The organism is Shewanella baltica (assembly GCF_900456975.1).
Lineage (GTDB): Bacteria > Pseudomonadota > Gammaproteobacteria > Enterobacterales > Shewanellaceae > Shewanella > Shewanella baltica.
Genome location: NZ_UGYM01000002.1, coordinates 2,854,585 through 2,868,341, shown reverse-complemented (window position 1 = coordinate 2,868,341; position 13,757 = coordinate 2,854,585). Strand labels below are relative to the sequence as shown.

11 protein-coding genes and 1 other RNA gene are annotated in these 13,757 nt (G+C 47.0%); 6 read left to right on the top strand and 6 right to left on the bottom strand.

Translation table 11 applies throughout. The features are described from left to right. Positions 1-67 precede the first annotated feature (67 nt). The 5 genes from DYH48_RS13090 to ffs all read left to right on the top strand — a co-directional run bounded on the left by DYH48_RS13090 (position 68) and on the right by ffs (position 5,260). Positions 68-1,528, top strand: a complete 1,461-nt coding sequence (locus tag DYH48_RS13090) for a YcjX family GTP-binding protein (RefSeq protein ID WP_115335018.1) — start codon at positions 68-70, stop codon at positions 1,526-1,528. Continuing rightward, positions 1,525-2,745: a YcjF family protein gene (locus DYH48_RS13085; protein WP_115335017.1), complete on the top strand. Its 1,221-nt coding sequence runs from the start codon at positions 1,525-1,527 to the stop codon at positions 2,743-2,745. The genes DYH48_RS13090 and DYH48_RS13085 overlap by 4 nt, the downstream gene beginning before the upstream one ends. Before the next feature lie 333 nt (positions 2,746-3,078). Further along, positions 3,079-4,272 (top strand): methionine gamma-lyase, encoded by a 1,194-nt coding sequence (gene megL / locus DYH48_RS13080; protein WP_006085376.1) that lies wholly within the window; start codon positions 3,079-3,081, stop codon positions 4,270-4,272. Between the two features lie 227 nt (positions 4,273-4,499). After that, positions 4,500-4,868, top strand: a complete 369-nt coding sequence (locus DYH48_RS13075) for a ComEA family DNA-binding protein (RefSeq protein WP_006085377.1) — start codon at positions 4,500-4,502, stop codon at positions 4,866-4,868. Between the two features lie 294 nt (positions 4,869-5,162). Then, positions 5,163-5,260: signal recognition particle sRNA small type (gene ffs, locus DYH48_RS13070), an RNA gene on the top strand. A gap of 218 nt (positions 5,261-5,478) precedes the next feature. On the opposite strand, the gene DYH48_RS13065 is transcribed toward ffs, so the two are convergent. Genes DYH48_RS13065 through dinG form a run of 6 tightly spaced genes read right to left on the bottom strand, consistent with a single transcriptional unit; the run spans position 5,479 to position 10,955 of the window. Next, entirely contained in the window at positions 5,479-5,769 is a 291-nt protein-coding gene (locus DYH48_RS13065; protein WP_006081144.1) for a late competence development ComFB family protein, read from the bottom strand. 33 nt (positions 5,770-5,802) lie between these two features. Next, positions 5,803-6,711, bottom strand: coding sequence for a histone deacetylase family protein (locus DYH48_RS13060; RefSeq protein ID WP_012088824.1), 909 nt, complete (start codon positions 6,709-6,711; stop codon positions 5,803-5,805). A gap of 29 nt (positions 6,712-6,740) precedes the next feature. Further along, positions 6,741-7,430, bottom strand: coding sequence for a DUF2057 domain-containing protein (locus DYH48_RS13055; RefSeq protein ID WP_006085379.1), 690 nt, complete (start codon positions 7,428-7,430; stop codon positions 6,741-6,743). Between the two features lie 10 nt (positions 7,431-7,440). Continuing rightward, positions 7,441-8,109: a primosomal replication protein gene (locus tag DYH48_RS13050; RefSeq protein WP_264175268.1), complete on the bottom strand. Its 669-nt coding sequence runs from the start codon at positions 8,107-8,109 to the stop codon at positions 7,441-7,443. Continuing rightward, positions 8,100-8,873 (bottom strand): sulfite exporter TauE/SafE family protein, encoded by a 774-nt coding sequence (locus tag DYH48_RS13045; RefSeq protein WP_012196866.1) that lies wholly within the window; start codon positions 8,871-8,873, stop codon positions 8,100-8,102. Before DYH48_RS13045 ends, DYH48_RS13050 begins: the two co-directional genes overlap by 10 nt. A gap of 9 nt (positions 8,874-8,882) precedes the next feature. Then, a complete protein-coding gene (dinG, locus tag DYH48_RS13040; protein ID WP_115335016.1) occupies positions 8,883-10,955 on the bottom strand; it encodes an ATP-dependent DNA helicase DinG in 2,073 nt (690 codons plus the stop codon). A 137-nt stretch (positions 10,956-11,092) separates the two neighbouring features. Here dinG and DYH48_RS13035 point away from each other — a divergent pair, with 137 nt between their 5' ends. Continuing rightward, positions 11,093-13,540, top strand: a complete 2,448-nt coding sequence (locus DYH48_RS13035; protein ID WP_115335015.1) for a DNA polymerase II — start codon at positions 11,093-11,095, stop codon at positions 13,538-13,540. Positions 13,541-13,757: the final 217 nt, after the last annotated feature.

The following is a 13,757-nucleotide window of genomic DNA, read 5'->3' as shown; positions in this document are numbered from 1 at the left end:
TTCACTCCAGTGTATAGTCAACATCACTTGACATAAGTTAACATCATTCGACATAAGGGAAGTCTCTATGGGAATGCTTGATGCCTCGCTCCATAAATTAACCCAAAAGGGACAATCCCTGTTACATCGCACCGCGGACCGGCATTTACGTTTGGCCGTGACTGGGCTTTCTGGTGCGGGAAAAACCGCGTTTATCACAGGGTTAGTCAATCAGTTACTTAATTCTGGACCCGTCTCAACCTTATCCCACGCCCGCAACAACAGCGCTTTGCCATTGTGGCAGGTGAGCCGCGATCAGCGTTTGCTCGGGGTTAAGCGTGCCATGCAGCCGGATCTGGAAATCGCCAGTTTTGATTATCAAGGCGCCATGTTAGCGCTCACTTCCGAACCTGCGACTTGGCCAGCCTCCACTCGCACTATTTCTGAATTACGACTGGCGATTAAATACCGACCGCAAAAGGGCTTATTGGCCAAGTTCTCTGATACCGCCACCTTGTATTTAGACATAGTCGATTATCCTGGCGAATGGCTACTCGATTTACCTATGCTGCGCCAAGACTTCGTTACTTGGTGCCGTGCTCAACAAGTTCGCATCGAGAATCTTAAAAGCTCACCCTTGTATGCTGAGTTTGAACAATCTTTGAGGTCACTGGATTTAGCCGCCAGCGCCGATGAGCAGCAATTAAAGCGGATTGCCGATCAATATCAGTTATTACTCAATGATTTAGTGCACGTGCAAGGTTATTACCAAGCGCAGCCTGGACGCATGTTATTGCCGGGTGAATGGCAGGGCGCTCCCTTATTGGCTTTTTTCCCCCTGTTATTGGTTAATGATGAAAAGTTCGCAGCGCTTTCGCAAAGCGATAAACACAGTGGATTCCACGTCCTGGAAAAACGCTATCAAGAATACGTGGCTAAAGTGGTTAAGCCTTTCTATAAAAACCACTTTGCCGGTTTTGATCGGCAACTCGTGTTAGTTGACTGCTTTAGTGCGTTGAATCGTGGTAAAAAGCAATTTGAGGATATGGGCGCAGCGCTCAATGCCATTATGGAAAGCTTTCAGTTTGGCCAATCGAGTTATTTACGGCGTTTATTTTCTCCCCGTATCGACCGTTTATTGTTTGCCGCGAGCAAGGTTGACCATGTGACTCGTGATCAGCAGAGCCATGTTTTGTCCCTGCTGACAGATATGTTGAAACACAGCCAGCATTTTGCCAGTTTCGATGGTTGTAAAGTGGAGACGATGGCGATTAGCGCCATCAAGGCGACTCGCCATGGCATGGTAACGACCCAGGAGGGTGAGGTCGAAGTCGTGCAGGGGACGGGACTCAATGGTAAAGCCCTGACCTTGTTTCCAGGCGAAGTGCCCACTCGCTTACCTGAGCCTGATTTTTGGCGTGACCAAGGGTTTAACTTTGTCGGTTTTGCACCGCCGAGCAATGTCAATGTTGACCCATCTCAAGTGCACTTTGACCATATTCGTCTCGATCATATGCTGCAGTACTTACTGGGAGATAAGTTGGAATGACGCTAAAGCTATCTGATAACGCTAATGAGCAGGCTTCTAATTCTTCTGCGAACTCATTTGCACACTCAGTTGAAAATAAGCCGCTGAAAAAGCAGCAGCTGTTTGACTCACAAGTTGTTGAGCTCAAACCCAGCAAAGAGGAGCTCAAAGGGGCGAAAGCTTTTGATCCGCATACACCAGTGCAAGAAGTGGCTGCCGATATTGAGGAATTGATGGATGAAACGCTGTCATCCCATCCTAAAATGATCGATGCTAAATCGGTATCGCCTCAACTTGTAAAATCACGCCGTTGGTCTTGGCTCGCTCGTCTGGCGGTAACGAGTTTATTGCTGCTCGTAGTGGTTCAAACGGGATTAGGATTGAGGGATGCTTGGCTTGAGAGCCCTTGGTTGTTCAGTTTTTATGGTGTGGTGCTTGGGGTCGTCAGTGCGTGGGCATTGGCGGGGGCGTTTAGTGAGTACCGCAAACTGAAGCGACTCAAACAGGTTGCCGATACCCAAGAAACAGGCGCTAGGCTTGCGCAGAGCATGCAAATGGGTGAGGCAGATAGTTTTATCGATAACATAGTGTGCCACTATGGCGACAGCCAAGGTTTGCAGCAACTGCGTCGCTCATTAAAAGATGAACATAATGATGCCGAGAAAGTCTTGTTATTCGAGGACTTAGTGCTGACGGAGCGAGATGAACTGGCCAAAAAAGTAGTGCGACGCTATGCGGCTGAGTCGGCAGTGCTACTGGCGGCCAGTCCGTTAGCTGTGCTCGATATGGCAATCATCCTTTGGCGTAATCAACGTATGCTGCGTGATGTCGCCCGCTGTTATGGCATAGAGCTAGGTTATTGGAGCCGGATTAAACTTATCCGCAGTATCATCATCAATATTATTTATGCGGGCACCAGTGAGTTAGTTACCGATTTAGGAACACAGCTGTTATCGGTTGAAATGACAGGTAAATTGTCTGCTCGTTTGGCGCAAGGTTTAGGGGGCGGCATGCTAACTGCGCGCCTTGGATATCAAGCCATGGCGCTGTGTCGGCCGATTGTGTTTAGGGAAGAGCAAAGGCCTAAATTGTCTAAAGTGCATCAGGAATTGTTGATCGAACTGAAGCAGTTTTCAGGCAAGTTGTTTACCAAGGAAGGCCGCGACGCATTAAAAGGCCAGTTCGCCGATGTTGATGACAAAGTACCTCAGTCAGCTAAAGATAAATCTAAAGAGTAGATATTATTTAATATTAAACAATTAACCGATTTAAATCGGCCGAAAGTAGATGCGCTAATGGACTTGTTCCTTAGCGCATTTTTTTATGATTTTTTGCTGGTACCGAGTATGACCAAGTGCGGCTGAAAAGTGCTATGTAACAAGTTAATTACACTTGGCGCGCTGCTATTTTCGCCACACTACTGGCTTAAGTGCTTGGCCGCGTTATGGTAGGGCTTATTCGATAGGGCTAATGTTATCCATTGAATAGTCCATAACGCAGGCATTGAGCATCCCAAACGAACAATCAATCAAGAAGGGGTTCAGTTCAATGCCAATTACAAGGAGCTAGGTATGCAAGATGAGTCAGGCAAGATGTGGAAAGCGGCAACACAGGTTATTCATGGCGGTCATGAGCGTGAGGCCTTTGGCGCCTTAGTGACGCCGCTATATCAAAGTGCGACTTTTGTGTTTGAGTCCGCACAGCAAGGTGGTGAGCGATTTGCGGGTAATGAGCCGGGGTATATTTACACGCGCTTAGGTAATCCGACAACCGCCGAGCTTGAACGTAAAATGGCGATTTTAGAAGGTGCAGAGGCCGCCGCTGCAACCGCATCTGGTATGGGCGCAGTATCCGCCGCATTACTGGCTAACTTGCAGATGGGCGATCACTTAGTGGCATCCAATGCCGTATACGGTTGTACTTATGCGCTAATGACGACTCAGTTCGCTCGCTTTGGTATTGAAGTGTCCCTAGTGGACTTTTCATCGGTAGCAGAAATAGAAGCGGCGATTAAATCCAATACTAAGGTCATTTTCTGTGAAACCCCAGTGAATCCCCATTTACAGGTGTTTGATTTGGCAGCAATTGCGACTATTGCCAAACGTCATCAGTTGGTCAGTATTGTCGATAACACTTTTATGACGCCATTACTGCAGAGACCGCTGGATTTTGGTATCGATTTGGTGATCCACAGTGCGACTAAATATCTGAATGGTCATGGCGATGTGATTGCGGGGATAGTGTGTGGCAGCGAAGAACAGCTCCATAAAGTGAAGTATGAAATCTTAAAAGATATTGGCGCTGTGATATCGCCACATGATGCTTGGCTGATCTTGCGCGGCCTTAAAACCTTAGATGTACGTTTACAGCGCCATTGCGATAGTGCCCAGCGAGTGGCCGAGTTTTTGGCCGAACATCCCAGTATTAACCGCGTGTATTATCCCGGACTTGCCTCTCACCCAGGGCATAAATTTATTGGTCAGCAGATGAAACGTGCCGGCGGGGTGATCGCGTTTGAACTGGCGGCAAATTTAGAAGAGGCTATGGCCTTTGTGGGGCATTTAAGCTTGTTCTCTATTGCGGTGAGCCTAGGCGATGCAGAATCCCTCATTCAACATCCAGCGTCGATGACGCACTCTCCCTATACGCCAGAGGCGAGAGCGGCGGCTGGCATTGGTGATAATCTGCTGCGAATTTCCATTGGCTTAGAAGATTGTGACGACATTATCGCTGACTTGAGTCAAGCACTCGCGCGTTTGGCATAACGAGTGTCACTAATTTAAACCACTAACTATTTGAATGATAAAAGGGATGCGATTTAGCATCCCTTTTTCTATGGTTAGGTCTAGGTTCATTGGGTTAAGAGGTGAAGTTTAGCTAGGGTGAATATTTGCGGCGCCGATTTGGTATTTCATAACAGCATGGACTATTTTTGATTTGAGGCCACGGAAGTAGGAAGAGAGGCCGCAATTCATGGAATAGAGGAAGAGTTATGAACATCACCAAATGTATACCCGCTATTATGAGCGCCATGGCATTAACGGCTTTTTTAACAACGCCAGCAATCGCCGCAGACACCCCGACTAAAGCCGCCGCTAAAATGCAGACTCAGGCTAAAACCGAGGCGAGCGATATGGCATCTGATGCGAAGAAAGCTATGCCGGATGCTGCTCAAGTCAACATCAATACGGCTTCAGCCGAGCAGTTACAAGTGCTAAAAGGGATAGGTGCCGCTAAGGCGCAAGCGATTGTCGATTACCGAACCAAAAATGGTAAGTTCAATGCAATTGATGATTTAGCCAATGTCTCGGGTGTTGGGGCTAAGTTGATTGAGCAGAATCGTCATTTGATTAAGTTGTAATTATCCCAGTCGATGATTAAGTTGCATTATGTATTGAGTTTTACTCTTGTTGAATTTTTAATATGCCAAGTTTGACACCGTGAAACTCAGGGAAATGTCTATAAAAGTCTGCATTTGCAGGCTTTTATCATTTCAATCACTTCACTTGCTTATAGATTGTGCAGTTAGGCGGGATATTAAGAGATCTTGTCGATTAGCGCTTGATCCCATAGGAGGCATGGGGGATAATCCTCGGCGTTCAAGCAAGCGCTTTGGTTTATATCTTTCAAAGCAATGCTCGAAGTTATGGTGACCCTAGGGTCCCCCCGCAATGATAACTTGTGAACTCGGCCAGGCCCGGAAGGGAGCAACCGCAGCAAGCGACTCGTGTGCCGGGGTGTCGGCTCTAGGGGAACCTCCAATTCTGCAATACCTCTGTTTTATTCTCGTTTCACTTCTCTCTATCTACTCAATTTATTTTATTCAATATACTAGCTAACTGACTATTTATGTTTTCTGCCGTTAATCATTTATAGCGTGAATACTTTATACGCAATGGGATAATCCATTGTTTGCCTCTTTCATGCCACTGCAACGGCTAAAATGCTATGAACAGTAACCCTTAGCGAGATTAACGATTGGCTTCGGCTTCTTCCTGCAATCTTTTTTGCAGATTTTGTTTAAGGAAGGCGCGCGACTTTTCGAGTGCGGTTTGGATCTCACGCTTTAATGCTTGCAGCTCGTTATAGTCTTCAAAGAAGTAGGTATCGACGAGGTGGCGTATGTAGCGCACTGGCAGTTGATTTAAGGTCACACAACATAAGTCGGCGAGATAGTCCTCAGGAAGCTCGTCCATAAGTCCTTCATCTGACAATATTTCCATTAAAAGAACTTCGTAGTAATTACGGATTTCGAGTTGCATCGTTATGCTCCATGACGGTTTTCATTGAGTTTGCTACCACAAATGGTTTGCCGCAATAAAAAGTTGGCTGTGTCTTTGGCTTAATTGTAGTGCGTCTCTGCTGTAGCCGCCGCCTATCACGGCAGCAATTGGAATATTTTCCGATTTTGCCATTGATAACACAGTTAAATCCCGTCTGAACAGCCCTTCTTGACTGATATTGAGCAAGCCGAGATCATCATTTTGATGGATATCGACCCCAGCATCATAAAGAATGAGATCTGGCTGATGGATGCGAATGAGCAGGGCGAGTGTTTGCTCCACGGTTTCGAGATACAGATTGTCATCGCTGCCTTTGGTTAGCTCAATATCATGGTGGGAATGCTGCTTACGACTCGGGAAGTTCTCTTTGCAGTGAATCGAGCAACTGATTATCCCTTGATGTCGCTGGCTGAGTGTTGCACTACCGTCACCTTGATGCACATCGCAATCAAAAATCAGTACCTTGTGCACTTGCTGGCTCGCGATGGCATTTTGGGCCGCGAGGATAAGATCGTTGAAAATACAATAGCCACTGCCAAAATCGTAATGGGCGTGATGATAGCCACCCGTTAGGTGCAGGCCAATACCCTGATTAATGGCCAATGAAGCTGTGAGAGTGGTGCCTGCCACAGAATGCAAGGTGCGCTCAACTAAGGCTTCACTCCACGGAAAACCAATCCGTCTAAGCGCCGCTGTTGGCAAAGTGCCCGCGATAAACTGCTCTACGTACTCGCGTTGATGCACTTGCATTACATCCTGCGCTGTCATCGCCGTTGGCGTGTGGAACTGGGCTGGTGTGGCAAGCTGATTCTCGAGTAAGTACTGCCGTAAATTCGCGTACTTGGTCGTGGGAAATCTGTGATGAGGAGGAAGCGCCAGCTTGGAATAGCTGGCGTGATAAACCAGTGGGATCAGAGTCAATATTGACTAAACCTCGTTATCGTAAGTCGTTATAACTGTGAAATTGCCCAGCTCATAAATTCTTTACGTGTTTTCTCATCCGCTTGTAACCACCAGTATTGCAACATTTGTTGTGGATTGGCAGCTGTTGCTTTAGAAGTGTCTACGGGAGCTGTGAGTGAGGTTGCGCTAACGGTAGCCGATGTTGCCACGGGTGCTGGTGCAACGGCAACCACAGCGCCTGCTGCACCGGTTGCTGCTGCGGCAGTTCCCGAAACGTCAACGGCTTGATTACCACTGAAAAGGCGAGACACAAAGCTTTCTTCTTCTAAATTGGTATTCACCACTTGGAAATTGACATCGCCTTTGTCGCCACGGGTCAATTTGATTTGTGGGTTTTGCGCGTAAACTTTTGGCTTTTTAACGACTTTGCCTTCGGCGGCTTGGAGGTAATATTGATAGTCGCCATCAACGTCTAAGGTCACGATGAAAGGGGCTGATTTAACAAAGGTTTGGCTATCGCTAAAATCGTCTTCTACCATCTCATGGTAACGAATGGCGATTTTATGAGTGCCAGGTGTCAATTCTAAGCTGCTTTTATGATTGAACACGCTAGACTCGACTTTTTTACCATCGAGTGCAAGGTACTCAAATGACATCGGAATGTTGAGATCTGCGGCGAAGGCTGAAGCAGAACCGAGTAATACTAGCAGGCTGCTGATTGGCAAAAGTGATTTCAATTGTTACTCCTTAACGATTATTACTCTGATACGGACGTTCGAATATTTGAATGCGATCTTCTATATAACTAATAGCTTGCCTGCATTTTCCTAGACGACGATGCATCAAAAGGATGTCATTTTGCAATTTTATTTTGTCAGCACTATGACAGTTTTCAAGTTTTGATTCCATTTCTTCAATTTTTTGTTCAAATTTTTTCGCCCAATTCAGGTGTTTGTTCAATTCTTCATAGATCTCGTGACTATTTTGCATCACGTTATTGGCGATCCAATCGAAACCACTGGCTTGGTGAGACTGATTCTGACGCTGAGCAAAACGGGCGCGGCTACTGGCACGTTGCTGAGTCTTGGACTTAATGTCGATAGAGGTCGTCAGCAAGGCCCGTTTGACGGCGGTGAATCTGTCTTGGATGCGCTCACAGCTGAGGGCAATCGTCTGGGGGGCGAGTTTGAGCTTAATTTGTTTTTCGAGCTGTATAATGCTGCTCCGAATTTGTTCAATACAGGGGCCGAGTTGAGCGCCGTGTTGGACAAACAGCGAATGATTAAAGCGCTCCGTTTCTTGCAGGAGTTTACGCTGCGGCGGCGCGAGTCGATTATCGTGCTGCAGTACTTCTTGCTCTAGGGCTTTGAGCTGATTTTTCAGCATCACCAGTAATTGTTGGGTGTTCACAACCATGCGCTCCATGCCAAATTTGCTGCAATCATTAGCACGATCAAAATAAACAGTGGACGAATAAAGGGCATGCCAAATTTAATCGCGCAGCGGGCGCCGATAAATGAGCCTAACATCATGCATAATCCCATCCACAAACCTATTTGCCACTCTACCTGCCCAAGCCAGCCAAAGATAGTCAATGCGGTCAAGTTGCTGGTGAAGGTCATTGCACGGGCGAGGCCGCAACTGTGCAGTAAAGGCAGTTTATACAAAGAGCCGGATGTGACAGTCCAAAACGCGCCAATGCCAGGGCCGGCAAAGCCATCATAAGTGCCTAAAGCGAGTCCCTGTAGCCATTGTTGCTTGGCGGGTGGTTTGCTGGTTGGGGCTTGGCAGTTAACATCTGATATCGCATTGGGGCTGATTAAACTGTAAATGGCGATGCCAATGATCAGCAGTGGCAGGACTTTTTCGAGCCATTGGGTATCGACTAAATAGACTAAGAAACTACCCAATACGGCACCAATAAAGGTGGCAATAAAGGCCATGTACCAAAACGAGGGTTTAAAAAGGTGCTGACGATAATAGGTCCAAGCCGCCATTGAAGAGCCAAAACTGGCGGCTAACTTATTGGTACCTAATACGGTGTGCGGTGCAATGCCTAAGGTTAACAGTGCGGGGATCGACAATAGGCCACCGCCGCCAACAACAGCATCGATGAACCCAGCGATAAGACCTATAACTGCCAACAGGGCCCAATGACTGGGCTCGAGTAACAATTCCAAATTTTAATCCTACTCTATGACACGTCTAAAGGGCGGTAAGGCGTCCAGCAAGGACTTGCCATAGCGTTTAGTAACTAACCGCCTATCTAAAATGGTGACTCGGCCATAATCTTGCTCTTTACGCAGTAATCTACCACAACTTTGAATAAGCTTACGTGAAGCATCTGGGATAGTCAGTTGCAAGAAGGGATTGCCGCCTTTGACTTTGACATATTCCGCATGGGCTTGTTCAACGGGCGAGGTTGGCACCGCAAAGGGCAGTTTAGTGACGATCAAGTTCGTCAGATAATCGCCGGGTAAGTCGAGACCTTCAGAGAAACTGCCGGTGCCGAATAATATGCTCGGTTCGCCTTTATCGCACTTAGCTTTATGATTCTCTAACAACTGTTGCCGTGGCGCATTGCCTTGAATAAGCAGCTCAGTGGTGAGTTTACCTTTAAGTAATTCAACCACTTTTTCCATCTGCCAGTAGGAGGCGAATAACACTAAGGTAGCCATTTCTCCTTCAATCAGAGTGACGATTTGCTCCGCAAGTTCAGCCGTATAGGCATCGTCCGTCGGCTCAGTGCGCATTTTGGGTAAATAAAGTGTCGCGTTATTGGGATAATCGAAGGGCGATTGTAAGGCTAAATAACGGCTGCCATCGTTGAGTGATAAACCGACTTGATGCACAAAATGGTCGAAGTTATTGAGTGCGCGCAGCGTGGCGCTACATAAAACTACGCCCGCGGCTTTCTGCCACAGCATGGATTCCAGCATAAAGCCAACTTCGATAGGCGAGGCGCTAAACAGATAATCCACTTGTTTACCTGTGATGAGCTCGACCCAGCGCGCCATAGGGGCACCTTTATGTTTATCTTCCTTGGCCATCATCTTCCACAATTTTTGTAGATTCTCGAGCCTTTGCAGCATAAATCCGGTTTCGGCTAATAGTGCTTCGGATTGATGTTTAGGAATGTCGCCATCTTTAATCGCTTCGGCCAGCAGTGATAGCATTTTATTAAACTGCTTGAGGGCAAGATTAGAGGTCACAGCAAGGTTTTCAGCCAGAATGAGTAATGAGTCCGGCAGTTTGCCGTGCTCAAAACGCAGACGGTTTTCAGGATTGGCAAAGTGCTTTGTCTGGGTATCGCAATAGTGAGCCACTTGATTGAGCTGGGCGATAAGATCGCCTAAGTGATCCTGCATCGCCTGCGCGGGGGCAATGATGTTGTTGCTCTTTATTTGGTTTTGTAACTTAGCGCAGGTTTTGCCAATTTTTTCGAGCCAGTCGCAGGCGCCCCTCAGCGTGGCCTGTGCACTGGAGAAATCCCGCGCCACAATCGGTAAGTGATGTGCCTCGTCGATAACATAAAACACGTCTTCTGGATCGGGCAAAATCACGCCGCCACCTAATTCTAAATCGGCAAATAACAAGCTGTGGTTGGCGATGAGCACGTCCCAGGTATCGACATCTTCACGGGCCTTATGGAACGGGCAATTTCTGTGGCTGGCGACTTGGCGATGGCAGCTGTGTTTGTCGCAGGCGATTTGTTGCCACAGGTGATCGGGCAGCGGCACGGCTAAGGTATCGATTTCACCGTTCCAGCGACCTTCGTTATAGTCTTTTAACAGGCCATGCATCATAGCCACTTGGCTATTGTCAGGCTTAGTCTGCCACATGGCCATTTGTGTACTGTTGTCGTCACCGATGAGCATCGCCAGTTTCGATAGACATACATAACGTTGTCGACCTTTGACTAGGCCAAAGCGGAAATTTAAACCGGATTGCTCAAGGAAGAAGGGCAAGTCTTTATGCAGTAATTGTTCTTGCAGGGCGACGGTCGCGGTGGCGATACAGACTTTTTTCTTGCTCGCTAATGCCAGTGGAATGGTACCGAGAATATAAGACAATGATTTACCGATACCAGTCCCTGCTTCGACCACTATGATGCGTCTATCTTTGTCATAGTCGCCGGCGAGGGTCTTAGAGATTTCCGCCACCATATAGTTTTGTTCGCGGCGCGGCCTAAAATGAGGCAAGGCGGTAGCGATATCCTTATAGATGGCGCGGATCTGGGTTTTTACATTGTCAGGTAACATGCGTCACTACTTTATCGAATTAATGCTGTACATAATAACAGTGATTGCATAGCCTAAGAAACTTTTCTGCCATTTAGCGGCATTTAAATTGAGGAACCATCTAAATTGACTAGCTACGCGATTTGGGAACCAATGCGATGAAGCCTGAGGCAACAGCGGCCGTTAGTGTACAAGGTCGAGTCTTAACACGCCATACGATTCATCGTCATGGGAGTTTAGTGTTGCAGTATTATCTGGCGACCGCTCAAGGCCCTGTGTTGGTGGAAGTTCAAGGCACTGAACACATTTGTTTTTGTCATCAAACGGATGTGGCGGCTTTACAGTTACAAACGCCGGGTCAAGTATTGCGATTTGTGCCGTTAGCGCTCAAAAGCTTTAAAGGCGGCGCGGTCAGTGGTGTTTATGCAAAATCCAGCAACAGCTTACGTACCTTACAGCGCATCGCGAAAGATGCCGACATCCCTTTATTTGAAGCCGATATTCGGCCCGAACAGCGTTATTTAATCGAGCGGTTTGTGGCGCTTGATGTGGCGTTTTTAGGGCGTTTATCTGCGACGAGTAGTCTCCTCGCGCCGACTAGCGACAGTCTTGAGGCTAACTCGCTGCCCGTGTTTATCGCCGAGCGGGCTAAGAGTATTGCCCCTTTAACGGCGGTGAATTTACGCTGTATCTCACTGGATTTTGAATGCAGCTTTGAGGGCTTACTCTATTCGGTCGCGCTATATGGTCAAGACAGTGGCCGAGACGTGGGGCAAGGCAGCCTCAAGCAGACTTATGAAAAAGTGATTATGGTGGGCGAAGCTGAATCAAACTCCCCCGAATATATTGAATGGGTAGCCGATGAAGCTGCGCTGATCCATCGATTAATCGCGTGGTTCCATGAGTTTGATCCTGACTTTATTATCGGTTGGTCATTGGTGAGTTTCGATCTCGCGCTATTGTCACGCCGCGCATTATTACATCGTATTCCGCTCACCATTGGCCGCGGCGGTGCTAAGCTCGATTGGAAAGTTGACAATAAGTTTCGCCCAGAAACCTTAGTCTTACCGGGCCGTGTGGTACTCGATGGTATCGATTGGCTCAAGGCCGCTTTTTATCGCTTTGAGCGTTTTTCGTTGGAATTTGTGTCGCGGCAACTATTAGGTGAAGGCAAGGCCATTCATAACGTGGATAACCGCGTTGAAGAAATTGACCAGCTGTTTAAGACCGATAAACAAGCCTTAGCCCATTATAATCTTACCGATAGCCGTCTAGTATGGGATATTTTTACTCACACTCAATTGTGGGATTTTGCCCTCGCGCGTGCTGAACTGACAGGTTTAGAACTCGGGCGGGTAGGGGCTTCGGTGGCGGCGTTTAATCATTTGTATTTACCACATTTACATCGCGCGGGTTATGTCGCTCCAGCAGAGCCTGTGAGTCAGGGCATTGAAAGTCCTGGCGGCTACGTGATGGATTCTGTGCCGGGTCTTTATAAACACATCTTAGTGTTCGATTTTAAAAGTCTGTATCCCTCCATTATTCGCACCTTTTTGATCGATCCTAAGGGATTGATTGAAGGTTTGCAGATGCCTGACTCTGAATGTGTTGCGGGGTTTCTTGGCGGCCGTTTCAGTCGGCAACAGCCTATTTTACCTAAGCTAATTCAAACCTTATCTGAGCAGCGCGAAAAGGCCAAGCGTGAGCACAATGCGCCGTTATCCCAAGCGATAAAAATTATCATGAACTCGCTGTATGGGGTTTTAGGCTCTCAAGGCTGCGTGTTCCATGATGCTAAGTTGGCAAGTTCGATCACGATGCGCGGCCATCAAATCATGAAACAAACCCGCGCATGGATAGAGGAGATGGGCTATCAAGTGATTTACGGCGATACGGATTCGACCTTTGTCTGGCTTGGCAGCGAGCCTGATCTTTCTGACATTAACGCTTTAGGTAAAACACTAGCGCAGGATATCAATGCTAAGTGGCAGGCTAAGATCTGTGCTGAACACCAAGTTGAGAGTTTTCTCGAGTTACAGTTTGAGCGGCATTACGAGCAGTTCTTTATGCCAACCTTAAGAGGCTCATTAGAAGGCAGTAAAAAACGTTATGTTGGCGCGTGGCGCAATGCGAGCGATGAACTTGAGCTCACCTTTAAAGGTATGGAACAAGTGCGTAGTGATTGGAGCCCCTTAGCGCGCAAACTCCAAGAGTCACTCTATGAGCGAATGTTTAACCAAAGGGATATCAGTGTTTATTTAGCCAGCGTGTTTGAAAAACTGCTTGATGGTCAGTTGGATAATGATTTGGTATTTCGTAAACGCATGCGGCGCAATATTGAAGATTACACGGCTAAATCTTCACCACATGTTAAAGTCGCCCAACAACTATGCGGCTTAACAGGTGATGTCTCTTTTGGCAAGCGTGGGGCGCAAATTGACTACCTGATTACTGTAAATGGACCGGAACCCTTACTGTACAGAACGTCACCAATTGATTACCAATACTACATTGATAAGCAAATTAGCCCTATTGCAGAACCGGTATTTTCGATAATGAAACTAAACTACATGGATATTGCGTCAAAGCAGTTGCTGTTAATATAGTGTTTTTAATGTTCCTTATGTGTTGCGATAGGTGGCGAATGTAGCGTTTTAACCTGTTTTGTAGAGGTTAACTGGTTTGTTTTTGTGATGTTAATCGACATATTCTTTAGGTTTCGCTTTGAGGGGATATTGAAAATTTGCTACCCTTTAAGTGGAAATTGTAAGGAAATATAACAACGGAATGACGTTGGCAGAACATAAACAAAAAAAGGTTAAG

Coding starts and splice junctions, on each gene's coding strand:
- DYH48_RS13090 (WP_115335018.1), top strand. CDS start 68: ATGGGAATGCTTGATGCCTCGCTCCATAAATTAACCCAAAAGGGACAA.
- DYH48_RS13085 (WP_115335017.1), top strand. CDS start 1,525: ATGACGCTAAAGCTATCTGATAACGCTAATGAGCAGGCTTCTAATTCT.
- megL (WP_006085376.1), top strand. CDS start 3,079: ATGCAAGATGAGTCAGGCAAGATGTGGAAAGCGGCAACACAGGTTATT.
- DYH48_RS13075 (WP_006085377.1), top strand. CDS start 4,500: ATGAACATCACCAAATGTATACCCGCTATTATGAGCGCCATGGCATTA.
- DYH48_RS13065 (WP_006081144.1), bottom strand. CDS start 5,769: ATGCAACTCGAAATCCGTAATTACTACGAAGTTCTTTTAATGGAAATA.
- DYH48_RS13050 (WP_264175268.1), bottom strand. CDS start 8,109: ATGGTTGTGAACACCCAACAATTACTGGTGATGCTGAAAAATCAGCTC.
- dinG (WP_115335016.1), bottom strand. CDS start 10,955: ATGTTACCTGACAATGTAAAAACCCAGATCCGCGCCATCTATAAGGAT.
- DYH48_RS13035 (WP_115335015.1), top strand. CDS start 11,093: ATGAAGCCTGAGGCAACAGCGGCCGTTAGTGTACAAGGTCGAGTCTTA.